The organism is Azospirillum sp. OGB3 (assembly GCF_014192915.1).
Classification (GTDB): domain Bacteria; phylum Pseudomonadota; class Alphaproteobacteria; order Azospirillales; family Azospirillaceae; genus Azospirillum.
The window spans coordinates 567,821-581,377 of the sequence record NZ_JACHYN010000003.1 but is presented as its reverse complement, the minus strand read 5'-3'; the positions used below and the strand labels follow the sequence as shown (position 1 = coordinate 581,377).

Annotated in this window: 13 protein-coding genes; 8 read left to right on the top strand and 5 right to left on the bottom strand. The window is 69.1% G+C overall.

Annotated elements, in window-relative coordinates:
- Positions 1 to 1,071, top strand: a complete 1,071-nt coding sequence (locus tag FHW79_RS10160) for a malate/lactate/ureidoglycolate dehydrogenase (RefSeq protein WP_183178787.1) — start codon at positions 1 to 3, stop codon at positions 1,069 to 1,071.
- Positions 1,072 to 1,081: 10 nt separating this feature from the next.
- On the opposite strand, the gene FHW79_RS10155 is transcribed toward FHW79_RS10160, so the two are convergent.
- Positions 1,082 to 2,086, bottom strand: coding sequence for a C-terminal binding protein (locus tag FHW79_RS10155; RefSeq protein WP_183178786.1), 1,005 nt, complete (start codon positions 2,084 to 2,086; stop codon positions 1,082 to 1,084).
- 193 nt (positions 2,087 to 2,279) lie between these two features.
- Between FHW79_RS10155 and FHW79_RS10150 the strand changes: the two genes are divergently transcribed.
- Positions 2,280 to 3,692 (top strand): FAD/NAD(P)-binding protein, encoded by a 1,413-nt coding sequence (locus FHW79_RS10150; RefSeq protein ID WP_183178785.1) that lies wholly within the window; start codon positions 2,280 to 2,282, stop codon positions 3,690 to 3,692.
- 543 nt (positions 3,693 to 4,235) lie between these two features.
- The gene (pyk, locus tag FHW79_RS10145) at positions 4,236 to 5,654 is read left to right on the top strand and encodes a pyruvate kinase (RefSeq protein WP_183178784.1); all 1,419 of its coding nucleotides are present in this window, start codon (positions 4,236 to 4,238) and stop codon (positions 5,652 to 5,654) included.
- 166 nt (positions 5,655 to 5,820) lie between these two features.
- On the opposite strand, the gene FHW79_RS10140 is transcribed toward pyk, so the two are convergent.
- Complete coding sequence (locus tag FHW79_RS10140; protein ID WP_183178783.1) at positions 5,821 to 6,822, bottom strand: aldo/keto reductase; 1,002 nt, start codon at positions 6,820 to 6,822, stop codon at positions 5,821 to 5,823.
- Positions 6,823 to 6,958: 136 nt separating this feature from the next.
- On the opposite strand from FHW79_RS10140, the gene FHW79_RS10135 reads away from it, so the two are divergent.
- Positions 6,959 to 7,867: a LysR family transcriptional regulator gene (locus FHW79_RS10135; protein WP_183178782.1), complete on the top strand. Its 909-nt coding sequence runs from the start codon at positions 6,959 to 6,961 to the stop codon at positions 7,865 to 7,867.
- 4 nt (positions 7,868 to 7,871) lie between these two features.
- Here FHW79_RS10135 and FHW79_RS10130 read toward each other — a convergent pair whose 3' ends face one another.
- Together FHW79_RS10130 and FHW79_RS10125 are read right to left on the bottom strand one after the other, a co-directional pair.
- Positions 7,872 to 8,636, bottom strand: coding sequence for a metallophosphoesterase family protein (locus tag FHW79_RS10130; protein WP_183178781.1), 765 nt, complete (start codon positions 8,634 to 8,636; stop codon positions 7,872 to 7,874).
- 185 nt (positions 8,637 to 8,821) lie between these two features.
- Entirely contained in the window at positions 8,822 to 9,499 is a 678-nt protein-coding gene (locus tag FHW79_RS10125) for a hypothetical protein (RefSeq protein WP_183178780.1), read from the bottom strand.
- A 189-nt stretch (positions 9,500 to 9,688) separates the two neighbouring features.
- On the opposite strand from FHW79_RS10125, the gene FHW79_RS10120 reads away from it, so the two are divergent.
- Positions 9,689 to 11,374: a CorA family divalent cation transporter gene (locus tag FHW79_RS10120; RefSeq protein ID WP_183178779.1), complete on the top strand. Its 1,686-nt coding sequence runs from the start codon at positions 9,689 to 9,691 to the stop codon at positions 11,372 to 11,374.
- 159 nt (positions 11,375 to 11,533) lie between these two features.
- The gene (locus tag FHW79_RS10115) at positions 11,534 to 11,686 is read left to right on the top strand and encodes a DUF3309 family protein (protein WP_205215827.1); all 153 of its coding nucleotides are present in this window, start codon (positions 11,534 to 11,536) and stop codon (positions 11,684 to 11,686) included.
- A gap of 66 nt (positions 11,687 to 11,752) precedes the next feature.
- On the opposite strand, the gene FHW79_RS10110 is transcribed toward FHW79_RS10115, so the two are convergent.
- Positions 11,753 to 11,989: a hypothetical protein gene (locus FHW79_RS10110; RefSeq protein WP_109071676.1), complete on the bottom strand. Its 237-nt coding sequence runs from the start codon at positions 11,987 to 11,989 to the stop codon at positions 11,753 to 11,755.
- A 199-nt stretch (positions 11,990 to 12,188) separates the two neighbouring features.
- Between FHW79_RS10110 and FHW79_RS10105 the strand changes: the two genes are divergently transcribed.
- Together FHW79_RS10105 and FHW79_RS10100 are read left to right on the top strand one after the other, a co-directional pair.
- On the top strand, positions 12,189 to 12,665 hold the full coding sequence (locus FHW79_RS10105) for a CYTH domain-containing protein (protein WP_183178778.1): 477 nt from the start codon (positions 12,189 to 12,191) through the stop codon (positions 12,663 to 12,665).
- A gap of 211 nt (positions 12,666 to 12,876) precedes the next feature.
- Positions 12,877 to 13,506 (top strand): BON domain-containing protein, encoded by a 630-nt coding sequence (locus FHW79_RS10100; protein ID WP_183178777.1) that lies wholly within the window; start codon positions 12,877 to 12,879, stop codon positions 13,504 to 13,506.
- Positions 13,507 to 13,557 lie beyond the last annotated feature (51 nt).

Sequence of the window (13,557 nt, the reverse complement as noted above, 5' to 3'; positions counted from 1 at the left end):
ATGAGTGGTCCTTACGCGGCGGACCGTCTGGTGGCCCTTGTGGACGCCATCCTGCAACGCTCCGGCAGCAGCCCGGAGGAAGCGGCCATCGTCGCCGCCAACCTCGTGGACTCCGACGCCACCGGCCACGCCAGTCACGGCGTGTGCCAGATCGCCGTCTATGCCAGGAGCCTGGAGCTGGGCCACCTGCAACCCAACCGCCACGCCCGCGTCGTTCGCGACGAGGCGCCGTTCCTGGTGGTCGAAGGCGATGTCGGCTATGGGCAGGTGATCGCGCGGGAGGCGACGGACCTCGCCATCGCGCGGGCCAAGGCGGGCGGGGCCTGCGTGCTCGCCTTGCGCAACGCCCACCACATCGGGCGGGTCGGCTCCTACGGCGAGCAGTGCATCGCGGCCGGGTTGATCGGCGTCTTCTTCGTCAACGTGGTCAGCCGGCCGCTGGCGGCACCGCATGGCGGCGGGCGGCCGCGGCTGGGAACCAACCCGATCTGCATCGCCGTGCCCGCCACGCCGGGCCATCCGCCCTTCCTGCTGGATTTTGCGACCAGCGCGGTGGCGGCCAACAAGTGCCGCGTCGCCGCTTCCTCCGGGAAGGAGGTCGCCGACGGCCTGCTGATCGACGAACGGGGCGCGCCGACGCGCGACCCCGGCGTGATGTTCCGCGATCCGACCGGCGCCATCCTGCCCTTTGGCGGGCATAAGGGTTACGGGCTGGCGCTCGCCTGCGAGATCCTCGCCGGGGCCTTGGCCGGCGGGCTGCCGGCCCTTCCGGAGAACCTGCGTCCGGGGCGGGTGGTGAACAACGCGCTGGCGTTCCTGATCGATCCGGCGCGGGTGTCCGATGCGAGGAACGGCGGCTGGCAGGCGTTGGCCGACTCGGTGCTGGACCACATCCAGGACACCCCGCCGGTGCCCGGCGGTGACGGCGTGCTGGTGCCCGGCGGGCCGGAGCGGCGGAGCCGGGCGTTGGCCGCGGAGCGCGGCATCACGCTCGACCCCGACACCGTGCACGCCCTGCATGACATCGGAGGCGCGCTCGGCCTCGACGTTCCGGTCATCCTGGGGACCTGACCGGGTGGAGTCAGGGCAGGATGCGGTTGCGCAGAACCCCGTCCTCCAGGAACAGGCGGGCGGTCTCGGCGGCGTTGCGGCGCATTTCGATCGCTGCCTCGTCGGAATGGAAGGCGTTGTGCGGCGTGACCACGAGGCGGCCCTCCAGCCAGGATTCACGCTTGCGCCACGCGTCGAGCAGCGGGTGCGGGGCGGGCGGTTCGGTCGGCAGAACGTCGGTCCCCACCGCGGCGACCTGGCCGCTGCGCAGCGCCGCCTCCAGCGGGTCGAGGCCAGCGAACATCTCGCCGCGCGCCGTGTTCACCAGCAGGGCGCCGGGCTTCAGCTTCGCCAGGAACTCCGCGTCGATCAGGCCGCGGGTCTCCGGCGTCAGCGGGCAATGGAAGGTCACGATGTCGGATTCAGCCAGCAACTCGTCGAGCCGGCGGACGCGGCGGTAGCCGACCGCCTTCTCGTGCCCGGCGGGCTGCTGCGGATCGTAGCCGAGGATGCGATAGCCGAAGGGCTTCAGCCGGTTGACCACCGCCGTGCCGATCCGCCCCACCCCGACGACGCCGACCGTCGCCGCGCTCGACCGCCGCAGCGGCGTCAGCGTGTTGGTCTGCCACGTCGTGCTGTAGCCGCGGGCGCGGGAGTCATGCTCCCACAGGCGGCGCTGCAGGGAGAGCAGCAGGGAGACGGCGTGGTCGGCCACCTCCTCGGTCCCGTAGTCCGGGTTGTTGCAGAAGGGAATCCCGGCGGCCTCCAGCGCCGCGACGTCGACCTTGTCATAGCCGACGCCGAACCGCACGACCACGCGGCAGCGCGGCAGCTTCGCCACCGTCGCCGGGCCGATGCGGGTGCTCCACACCAGCAGCGCGTCCAGCCGGGCCAGACGCTCCGGGTCCAGATCCTCTTCGCGGCGGGTGTCGAGGAAATCCACCTCGGCACAGCCGTCCAGCACCGCCGCCTCCAAGTCCGGCGGGGGGATCATATGGTCGGTGATTCCGACGACGAAGGGTGCACGCTTGCCCATGGTCATTCCGCGGTCCGGTTCCTGGTGGTCGGGATTAATAACAGGATTTCCAAGTTTATTTTTGTGCGTGGAACATGAAAGCACATGCGATACGGTAAAAGCCAACTTGTTAAATAGGGATTCGTGGTGCTCTAATGATGTCAATTCGGGGGCGCCCCGCGGGGTGCTGGACACAGGGAGAGGAACGACGAGCATGCCGTCCCAAGACACCGCGCACAGCATCGCCATCGTCGGCGCCGGATTCACCGGCAGTATCCTGGCGGCCCACCTTCTGCGCAAGGCGGAGGAGCCGACGCGCATCCATCTGATCGAACGCGCCGGCACGCTGGGCACCGGGTTGGCCTATTCCACCGACAGCGCGGCGCATCTGCTGAACGTGCGCGCCTACAACATGAGCGCCTATCCCGACGACCCGCGCCATTTCCTGCGCTGGCTGTGGGCGAAGGACCTCGGCGGCGACGTGCCGCCCAGCGGCCACGCCTTCGTGTCGCGCCGGCTTTACGGCGCATACATCCAGGACGTGCTGCGCGAGGCCCTGGCGGAGGCTCCGTCCCATGTGACGCTCGACACGGTGCGGGCGGAGGTGGTCGATGCGGCGGTGGAAGGCGGAGTCCGGTTGCGCCTCGCCGACGGGACGAGCCTCGCGGTGGATCGGGCGGTGCTCTGCGTCGGACATTTTCCGCCCTCGCCGCCGCGCGTCGCGGCGCCCGAGGTCTTCGCGTCGGAGCGCTTCATCGGCGATCCCTGGAACCGAGAGGCCGTCGCCGCCATCGATCCGGACGCCCCGGTGCTGATCCTCGGCACTGGGCTGACGATGGTCGATGTGGTGCTGTCCCTGGAGAACCAGGGCCATCGCGGCCCGATCCTGGCGCTGTCGCGCCGCGGGCTGCTGCCCACCACCCATCTGGAGACGCGCCCCTTCAAGAGCTTCGTCCATCCCCAGACGATGCCCGGCACGGTGCTCGACGTGCTGATCGCCCTGAAGGCCGACGTCCGCCGCGCGCGGGAGGAGGGGCTGGACTGGCGCGCCGCCTTCGATTCCCTGCGGCCCTTCCACCCGCTGATCTGGAAGCATCTGCCGTTGGAGGAGCGGCAGCGTTTCCTTCGCCACGCCCGGCCCTATTGGGAGGTGCACCGCCACCGCATGGCGCCGGAGGTGGCCGCGCGCATCGAGTCCCTGCGCGAGAGCGGGCAGCTGACCATCCGTGCCGGACGCCTTCAGGCTCTGACTCCCACGTCGGACGGGGTGGAGGCGACGGTCCGTGCGCGGGGCGTTGAGGACGCGCTGTGGACGCGAACGGTGGGCGCCATCGTCAACGCGACGGGCACCGAGTGTGATTTTGGGCGCATCCGCCATCCGTTGATGCGCGCCTTGCTCCAGCAGGGTCTGGCTCGTCCCGACCCGCTGCGCCTCGGCCTCGACGTGACGGAAGAGGGTGCGCTGATCGGCGAGGGCGGGGCGGAGTCCGATCGCCTTTTCGCGCTCGGCCCGGTCAGCCGCGCGCCGTTCTGGGAGATGACCGCGGTGCCCGAACTGCGCAGCCAATGCGCGAACGCCGCGCGGACGCTCGTTCGCCGAAGCGCCAGGGAAGGCCTCACCGCGTAGACATATTCCTGACGGGGCATGGGCAAAAGCAAGTCCGCCGCCCCGACGGGTCTTGCGCTGACGGCGGGCACCAACAGCGGCTCGGCGGCCCACACGCTGACCAACGTTGCCTCGTCGACGGTCACCGGGACGGCGGCTGCGGGGGGCGCCGGTGGTGCCCTACGGGTGCCGGACACCGTGCAGGATTTCGCTAACCCGTCGCTGGTCGCCCGGTCGAAGCGATGTCTTGCGGGCGGATTGGCGATTCGCGCAAAGATTCTATTGTACTAATAATTGTCAACCAAAACGAGCTAACGCGGCATTGCATGCCCCCCCCTGGTGACGGATCGGTGATGACTGGGTGTACGAACGGACGTGGGAACTGCTCCGCAGGCGGCGGCTGTGCCACAGCCGGGGCTTTATTGCGGCCCTGGTGGTTGTCAGCGGGCGGTCATCCACCAATGTGAACGGCAGCCGGACGGTCCTATGACCGCCCGCTTTCCACCCGGCATGCCCGCCGTTCGACACTCCACCAAGGAGGCGGCCCAAAGAGGCCGAAACTATATGCGTCGTCACCGCCGCGCGAAGATCGTTGCCACGGTCGGTCCCGCCAGCAACACGCCTGAGATGCTGAAGCGGCTGTTCCTGGCCGGCGTCGATACCTTCCGCCTGAATTTCAGCCATGGGACGCACGAGGATCACGCCAAGGTCCACGCCGCCATCCGCGCGCTGGAGGCCGAGATGGGCCGTCCCATCGGCATCCTTCAGGACCTGCAGGGCCCGAAGATCCGCGTCGGCACCATCCGTGACGGCAAGATCACCGTCGCCGCCGGCGAATCGATCCGCTTCGTCCTGTCCGGCGCCGACGGCGACAAGACCGCGATCCCGCTTCCCCATCCGGAAATCTTCGCGGCGGTGATGCCGGGCCACAATCTTCTGATCGACGACGGGCGCGTCCGCGTCGCCGTGACCGGGCTTGGCGACGACTACATCGACGCCAAGGTGGTGATCGGCGGGACCATCTCCAACCGCAAGGGCGTCAACCTGCCCGACACGGTGCTGGAGCTGTCGCCCCTGACCGCCAAGGACCGCGTCGACCTCGCCTTCGGGCTGGAACTGGGCGTCGACTGGGTGGCGATGTCCTTCGTGCAGAAGCCGGCGGACCTGCTGGAGGCCCGCGGGCTGATTGGCGACCGCGCCGGGCTGATGTCGAAGATCGAGAAGCCGGCGGCGCTCGACCGCATCGACGACATCATCCGCCTCTCGGATTCCGTCATGGTCGCCCGCGGCGACCTGGGTGTCGAGATCCCGCACGAGGAGGTGCCGGGCCGCCAGAAGGAGCTGGTGCGGGCCTGCCGCCTCGCCGTGAAGCCGGTGATCGTGGCGACGCAGATGCTCGATTCCATGGTCAACGCCCCGACCCCGACGCGGGCCGAGGCGTCGGACGTGGCGACCGCCATCTACGACGGCGCCGACGCGGTGATGCTGTCGGCGGAATCGGCCAGCGGCGCCTTCCCGGTGGAGGCGGTGGAGATGATGGACCGCATCATCCGCAGCACCGAGCAGCACAAGCTCTACCGCTCGATCATCGACGCCTCCGACCCCGGCGAGGAGCAGACGGCGCCGCACGCGGTGGCCGCCGCCGCCGCCGATCTGGCCGAGGTGATCCACGCATCGACCATCGTCGCCTACACCTCCAGCGGCACCACGGCCGCCCGCATCGCCCGTCGGCGTCCGGCGGTGCCGATCCTGGCGATCACGCCGCACGCCGCGGTGTCGCGCCGCCTGTCCCTGCTCTGGGGCGCGCACAGCGTCCTGTCCGCCGACATCCACACCTACGAGGAGATGGTCGAGCGGGCGCTGGGCTTCGCCAAGGAGCAGGGCTTCGCCAAGGCCAACGACCAGATGGTCGTGGTGGCCGGTATTCCCTTCGCGCAGGCGGGGACCACCAACAACCTGCGCGTGGTGCAGGTCGAGGGGTAAACTCCAGCAATGGTGCCCCCTCCCTAACCCTCCTCCGCTCTCGGCGGACCAAAGGTCCGCCTGCCGCGTCAGCGCAAATCTTTGGTTTGCGCGAGAGCTTTCGCAGGGGAGGGGACAGGTCTCCCTCTCCCGCGAAAGCGGGGGAGGGTCGGGGTGGGGGCAAAACTCAGCGCTGCCTGTACGTCTCGCTGTCCATGTGGGCGAGCTGGGCCGCCGGGTAGCGCTCGCCCGCCGCGGCACCCGGCGGCAGGGCTTGGGCGAGCTGTTCCAGATCCTCCGCCGACAGGGTAAGGTCCAGGGCGCCCAGCGCCTCGGCCAGACGGTCGCGGCGGCGGGCGCCGACCAGCGGGACGATGTCGCGGCCCTGCGCCGCCACCCAGGCGATGGCGACCTGGGCGACCGAACCGCCGATGCGCTGGGCGATCTCCCTCAGGCGCTCGACCAGCGCCAGATTCCGGTCCAGATTCTCGCCCTGGAAGCGCGGGCTGCGGCTGCGGAAATCCTGGCCCGCCCGGTCCTTGCTCCAGTGGCCGCTGATCAGGCCGCGCGACAGCACTCCGTAGGCGGTGACGCCGGTGCCAAGCTCCCGGCAGGTCGGCAGGATGGCCTCCTCGATTCCGCGGGAAATCAGGGAATATTCGATCTGCAAATCGCTGATCGGGTGCACCGCGGCGGCGCGGCGGATGGTGTCCGGGCCGACCTCCGACAAGCCGATGTGGCGGATGTAGCCGGCCTTCACCAGATCGGCCATGGCGCCAACGGTATCCTCGATGGGGACGCTCGGGTCGAGCCGCGCCGGGCGGTAGATGTCGATGTGGTCCACCCCCAGCCGGCGCAGCGAGTAGGTCAGGAAGTTCTTCACCGCCACCGGGCGGGCGTCGTAGCCGTTCCACCCCATCTGTGGGTCGCGCAGGGCGCCGAACTTCACGCTGGTGAGCAGCCTGTCGCGGTCGCGCCCGCGCAGGGCGTCACGGATGAGCAGCTCGTTGTGCCCCATGCCGTAGAAGTCGCCGGTGTCGAGCAGGGTGATCCCGGCGTCGAGCGCCGCGTGGATCGTGGCGATGCTCTCCTCCTGGTCGGCGGGGCCGTAGAAATCCGACATGCCCATGCAGCCGAGACCGATGACCGAGCTGACGGGGCCGGCGGCCCCGAGCGTGCGCTGTTCCATGTTCCTGATCCTCTCCGTCCGTCGCGGCGCCGTACCAGCGCCGCCTTGCCCTGGATGATGATCTGACCCCATTGATCCGATAAGATGGACAATGCCGAACGGGCTGTTCACCACATCGAATAATCGGAACCAGGGAATGGACGACACCGACCTGCGCGACCTGCAAGCCTTCGCCGCCGTCGCCCGCCACCGCAGCTTCCGCCGCGCGGCGCTGGAGCAGCGCGTGTCCGTCTCCGGCCTCAGCCAGCGGATGCGGGACCTGGAGGAGCATCTCGGAGTCCGCCTGCTGAACCGCACGACCCGCAGCGTCGCCCCGACCGAGGCCGGGGAGCAGCTTCTCCGCCGGCTGGAACCGGCGCTGGGCGAGGTGGCCGGCGCCCTGTCGGACCTGCGGGAGCGCCAGGGGCGTCCGGCGGGGCGGCTGCGCATCAACGCGCCGGCACCGGCGGTGGATCTCGTGCTGGCCCCGATGGTCACGCCCTTCCTGACCCGCTTTCCGGATGTGGAGCTGGAAATCACCGTGGATATCGCCCTGATCGACATCGTGGCGCAGGGCTACGACGCGGGCGTGCGCTACGAGGAACATCTGGCGCAGGACATGATCGCGGTGCCGCTCGGCCCGCCGCAGCGCTTCGTGCTGTGCGCAGCGCCATCCGTGCTCGACCGCTTCGGGGTGCCGGAGCGGCCCGAGGACCTGCTGGGCAAGCCGAGCGTTTCCACCGTCTACGCCAGCGGCGCCCACCCGCCCTGGGAATTCGAGAAGGACGGCCGTATCGTCCGCATCCAGCCCGGCGGACCCTTCCACGCCGGCCACACCGGCATCCAGTTGCGGGCGGCGCTGGACGGGTTAGGGTTCCTGATGACCTTCGACGAGTATGTGCGCGAACACATCGCCGCCGGCCGTCTCGTCGCCGTGCTGGAGGACTGGAGCCAGAGCTTCCCCGGCCCCTTCCTCTACTACCCGTCGCGCCGCCAGCCCCCGGCGTCGCTGCGTGCCTTCCTCAACTTCCTCAAGGACTGGCGCCGTCAGGCCGCCACACCGTAAGGCGTCAGATGGTGCAGAGGAAGCGGCGCTCCCCGCCCTCCAGGACCAGCGCGGTCAGCCGGTTGGAGGCGTAGGCCCCGGTGTCGATGCCGATGCGGTTGGAACGGACGTCGGGCTGCTCGACGATGGTGTGGCCGTGCACCACGAGCTTGCCGTGGTCGAGGTGGGAGGTCAGGAACTCCCGCCGGATCCACAACAGATCCTCGTCGCGCTGGCGGTGCAGCGGCAGGCCGGGGCGGATGCCGGCATGGACGAACAGATAGTCGCCGATGGCGACGCTGGAGCGCAGCCCGGCCAGGAAGGCCCGGTGATGGGGCGGCAGTGCGGCGGCGAAGCGCTGGCGGGCTTCCTCCACATGCTCCGGCGGGGCGTCCTCGACGGGGGCCGGAACGCCGTAGCTGGCCAGAGTCGCCCGCCCGCCATACTCCAGCCAGTCCGGCCCGGCCTCCGGCTTCTCGATGAAGTCCATCATCGCGGCCTCGTGGTTGCCGCGCAGGTGGATGGCGCCGAAGCCGGGCAGGGGCTCCCGGCACAGCCGTTCGATGACCATCGCGGAGTCCGGACCGCGGTCCACATAGTCGCCGAGAAAGACCAGGTACTTGACGAGGTCGGCGCCGCTCGCCGCGTCGCGGTCGATCTGCGCCAGCAGTTGGTCCAGCAGATCCAGCCGTCCGTGGATGTCGCCCACCGCGTAGACGCGCACGCCCCGCGGCACATGGCTCGCGACGGGTTCCGGGTCCGACCACAGTTTGCGCGCAAAGCCGAACACGCTCCGCTCTCCTCCGTCCTCGATGGGTGGGGCCTGCCTTGACAGGATGGGGATGACGGCGCGCGCTCTCAAGTCGCACACCCGCTTGCCCGGCCCGGGTTCGCCCAATCATCCACATGGGGCGAGTCGGACGGCAAAGAGTGGGTGCAGTCAAGCGGCCGGAATGGTTAACCCCTATGGCGGCATCAGGAGCCGGGCATGGCGCGGTCCAGCGCTTCCAACAGGCCGCCGAGCCGGAATTCCACGGTCCGCCGGTCGAGCCGCGGCCAGTGATAGAGCTGGGTTGCGCTGTTGGCCTGCCTCTGGAACTCCAGCCGCAGCGGGCGATCCGCGCGCATCAGCGGCAACAGACGCTCCATCGGGCCGCAGGTCAGGCCGATGCGCCGCGGTTCCTTGATTGCGGCGAAGCGCCTCAGCATCTCGGTCCCGGCGACCTCGTCGGTGATGGCGCCCGCGGCGACCTGGGACAGGAAGCGGGTGAATTCGGGCGGACCCACCTCCGGCGCGGCGCCGGTCTGCGGCCCCTTGTCGAGGGTGTCGGCGAGGTCGGAAAGCTGCCGCGGCGTGTAGAACCGCTGCGGCGGGGCGCCGTCCACCGCCAGCGTGACGGGGCGGGCAAGCGCGATGGGCTCGTCGAACACGATGTAGAGGGAGGTGCAGGCCGCGTCGCGCACCGCGCTGATGCTCAGTTCGCCGAGTCCGCCCCGGTTGTCGGGGAAGGGTTGGACGGTGGACACGGTGCAGCGCCGCCCGGCGCCCTCGCCGGCGCAGACGGTGTCGGAGGTGGGGACTTCAACGGCCAGGGCGGGAGTGGCCGCTCCCAGCCCAGCCGCCAGCAGGAACAGCCCGATCCGGCGCGTCATCGGCAAATCAATTCTCCTCCGGCGCATGATCTGAACGGGGGACGCTATCAGGGCGGGGCTTTCGTCCTGGTTAATGGTCCGGCGCGACGGGATGGCGCGAACGCCCGGCAATCCCCCTTCGGTGCCGCGTTCTCGCCGGATCGGACTCTGTTAGGATGTGGGAAAAGAAGGACAAGGGGGAGGGGCGCCATGGACGAGAGCCCGATCCGCGTGCGCCGGTTTCGCCAAATCCTGCTGTGGCCGGTGCAGCTGATGCCGCTGAAGGACGGCGCGCAGATCCAGAACCATTGGGAGTGGCTGGGCGGGCCGACCTGCCCCTGGCAGGAGGTGGCGGACGAGTTCACCCAGGACACCGGCGAATTCAGCGAGCGCCATTACAGCGAGTTCGTGTCCTTCCTGCCCTATGTGCAGCGTTTCCTCTATGGCGAGGGGGAGTCGCGCGACCACCGGCCCGGTTATGGCGGGTCTCCGATCCGCGTCTTCCGGCGGCGTGACGCGGCGGCGCTGGCGGTCATCCTGCGGCGGGGGCAGGCGCCGCTTCGCTTCAACATTGCCCATGTCGATCTGCATTTCTTCCACGACGTCGACGTGGCGATCCTGGTCGTGGAGCTGTTCGGCGAGGATCTGCCGCTGGACCGCGTGCAGGACACGCTGTTCCGGCTGGGCCGCACCTATCCGCCCGCCTGGGAGCCGGACGGCAGCGCCGCGCAATGCCCGCACCGCGTCGAATGGCTTGGCGCCGATGGTGCCGTGCTTGCCGTCTCCGACTATGAGCGGAAGGCGGACTATCTGTCCTTCGTGTGCCGCCACCGGGCGCCGCGCATCGCCGCCCACTGGTCGTTCCTTCTGCGCCCCCTGGTCCACCACCATTCGGAGGAGACCGGGCTGCTGCGCTACCGCCAGCTCGAATATCAGCGGATGCCGGCCATGGCCTATCTGTCGCTGGACGAGCCGGAACGGCTGGAACGGGCGGACTGGGTGCGGCTGGGCTTCGCCACATCGCCCGGGCCGGGATCGGTGCCGGGATCGGGGCCAGGACCCAGCGCGGTGATGCCCTTCGCCCCCGCCTTCCTGGAGGGGTTCGAGCAGCGCTACTGCTACGACCGCTACTGGGACCCGCGGGCACCCGGCGCCTGGACGCGCAGCCGCATCCTGTGCTGCGGCCATTCACTGGTCATGGTGGGGCCGGAGGCCGATGCCTTCTTCACCGACGCGGAAACCGGGCTGCTCGGCCAGTTCCGGCACCAGTATTTCCTGCTCGGGCTGGTCGTGCATTTCCACCGGGCGGCGCTGGTGATGCTGTCCGATCGGTTGGTTCTGGCGGTCAGCCAGCTCGACATCGGCACCGTGGAGTCGGTCAAGCGGTTCAAGCGCGACATCCGACAGGTGTTCGAGATCTTCCTGCGCTTCACCCACCGCTACTGGTTCCATGAGCTGTCGATCCAGGGGCCGCTGCGCGACCTGTTCCGCCTGTGGGCCGGGCATCTCGGCACCGACCGCCTCTACGCCGAGGTGCGGGACGAGGTTCAGGACATGAGCGACTACTTGGACAGCGACGGGCTGCGGCGGCAGGCCAACACGGTGCTGCGGCTGACCGTGGTGACGGTGGTCAGCACCATCGGCACGCTGGTCACCGGCTTCCTCGGCATGAACTTGCTCGCCATGGCCGACGATCCGCTGCCGGCGCGCGTTTTGTTCTTCCTGTTCGTTCTTCTGGCGACGGTCGGTCTGATCGCCTTCAGCGTGATGCGCTCCAAGCGTCTGGCCGACTTCCTGGAAGCGCTGTCGGACGAACGGCTGCCGGGGCGGAGCAAGCTGGCGCTGCTGGCGAAGGTGTGGGAGCGCCCGCGTCGCCGTACCGGACCGCCGATGTGAATCGATGGAAACGGGATTTACAGAAAGACCGGAAGGGTAGGGCGCCGTTTCTCCGAATGGAGAGGGCGGGCGCCAAAGAACAGGCGTGAAGCTGGAACCAGCCGGCCAAGCTCGCGTTCTTCTCAGCGAAAGCTCCACATTTGGGAGGACGCCATGAGCATCGGAACCATTCTGCTTATCATTTTGATTCTCGTTCTAATCGGCGCGGTTCCGGCTTGGCCGCACAGCCGCGGTTGGGGCTATGGCCCCAGCGGCATCCTCGGCGTGCTGTTGCTGGTCCTGATCGTGCTTCTGCTGATGGGCCGGATCTGACGGGCAACCCGTCCGGGCGACCCAACGCGCGGGCGCCGTTCCCGTTCCGCCACCGGCCCTTGGGCGTCACGCTCCGGGGCTGCGGCCGGGACGGGAACGGCGCCCGTTCCGCATCACGAACATCAGCCAGCCGATCGGTCCCAGGATCAGAACCATCACCACCCAGCCGGCCCGCGGGCCGAAAGGGCAGCGTGTGCCGGGGGGCGGGCGCCACGGTCCGCCACGCCGTGACAGCATCACATGAAGGAGAGGCGCGCCGTAGAGCGCGAACAGAATCAGCCAGGGTGCGAGGTCTTGTGCCATGGCGGCATGCTACCCCAGAACGGGTGGCCGCTCCCACCACGGAGCGCCGGGACGTGCGTCGTGGGTGCTTGTTCGGTGATGTGTTCAAATGGTAATACCGCAACGCAGGAATGGACTTCATGCGTATGAGGCATGGTTGCGCCGCAGCACGGCGGGCGATTATCCTCGACGGTGTCCGATATGCCGAAAGGCCGGTATCATGGCGGTTGAGATCGAACGGCGGTTTCTGGTCCGTAGGGACATCCGCCCCCTGTGCCGAGACGGCCTGTCCATCGTCCAGGGCTATCTGCCTTCCGACGACGGCCGAACCGTCCGGGTCCGGGTGGCCGGGCCGGACGCCACGCTGACCGTCAAAGGCCCCCGCCGCGGCCTGTGCCGCGAGGAGGCCGAACATTCGCTTCCCCTTGATCTCGCCCTCGGCCTGCTGCGCCACAGTTGCCGCGGCGGCCTGATTGAGAAGACCCGCTACCTCGTTCATCATCATGGTCTTTGTTGGGAAATCGACGTCTTTGGCGGTGAGAACGCCGGTCTGGTGATCGCCGAGGTCGAACTGTCCCATGCCGACCAACTTGTTCCGCTCCCCGACTGGGTGGGGGCGGAGGTGACGCACCGGGCGGCCTACAGCAACTCCGCCCTGTCGCGCAGCCCGATCCGCCGCTGGGTCAGCGCGGCCTGATCCGTCGTCCGGGAAAAAAAAGAAGCCCCGGTCCGAAGGGAGGACCGGGGCCAAGGCTGCGTGGATGACTGTGTGCAGCGCAGCAATCCGCGTGCCAGACTGTGCGAAAACTCCGGCGATGCGTCGAAATGGGAACGCAGCCCGGCGCCGCCCTGTTGCAAAAGGGCCGTCCGGACGGGCGGCGGGCAACGGCGAACGGGAGTCTGGCACGATGTCTCAGTACGAGAACCGGTGGAAGGACGAGGCCCGCAACGTGGACGAGGACGACCGCCGCGACGTCCGCGATCGCAACGAATTTGGGCGCAGCGCCTATGGCGCAGGCGGTTATCCCCGGAGTGACTACGAAAGCGGCGGTTCCGGCGGGCGCGATCCCGGTCGTCGCTGGGGCAGCGACTGGGGCCACGCCGAACGCGGCTGGCATCGCGACGACCGCATCCGGGATCAGCGCAACCGCGACGAACCCATCGGCATGGCGCGGGAGCGCAATTTCTGGGAGCAGGCGGGCGACGAGGTGGCGTCCTGGTTCGGCAACGACGACGCCGAGCGCCGCCGCCAGGAGGATGAGCGCCGCGCCCAGTTCCGCGGTCGCGGCCCACGGGGCTACACCCGCTCGGACGAGCGGATCCAGGACGACCTGAACGATCGGCTGACCGAGGACCCCTATCTCGACGCGACCGACATCGCCGTGTCCGTGTCGGGCGGTGAGGTCACGCTGGACGGCACGGTGGACGACCGCATGGCGAAGCGCCGCGCCGAGGATCTGGCCGACGCCATCTCCGGCGTCCGTCACATCCAGAACAATCTGCGCCTTCGCGAACCGGGCGGCACGATGGCCTTCTGATGCCGGTGACGCAAACGCCGCAGCGCTGCCGGAACGCCCCCGCTCCACCCG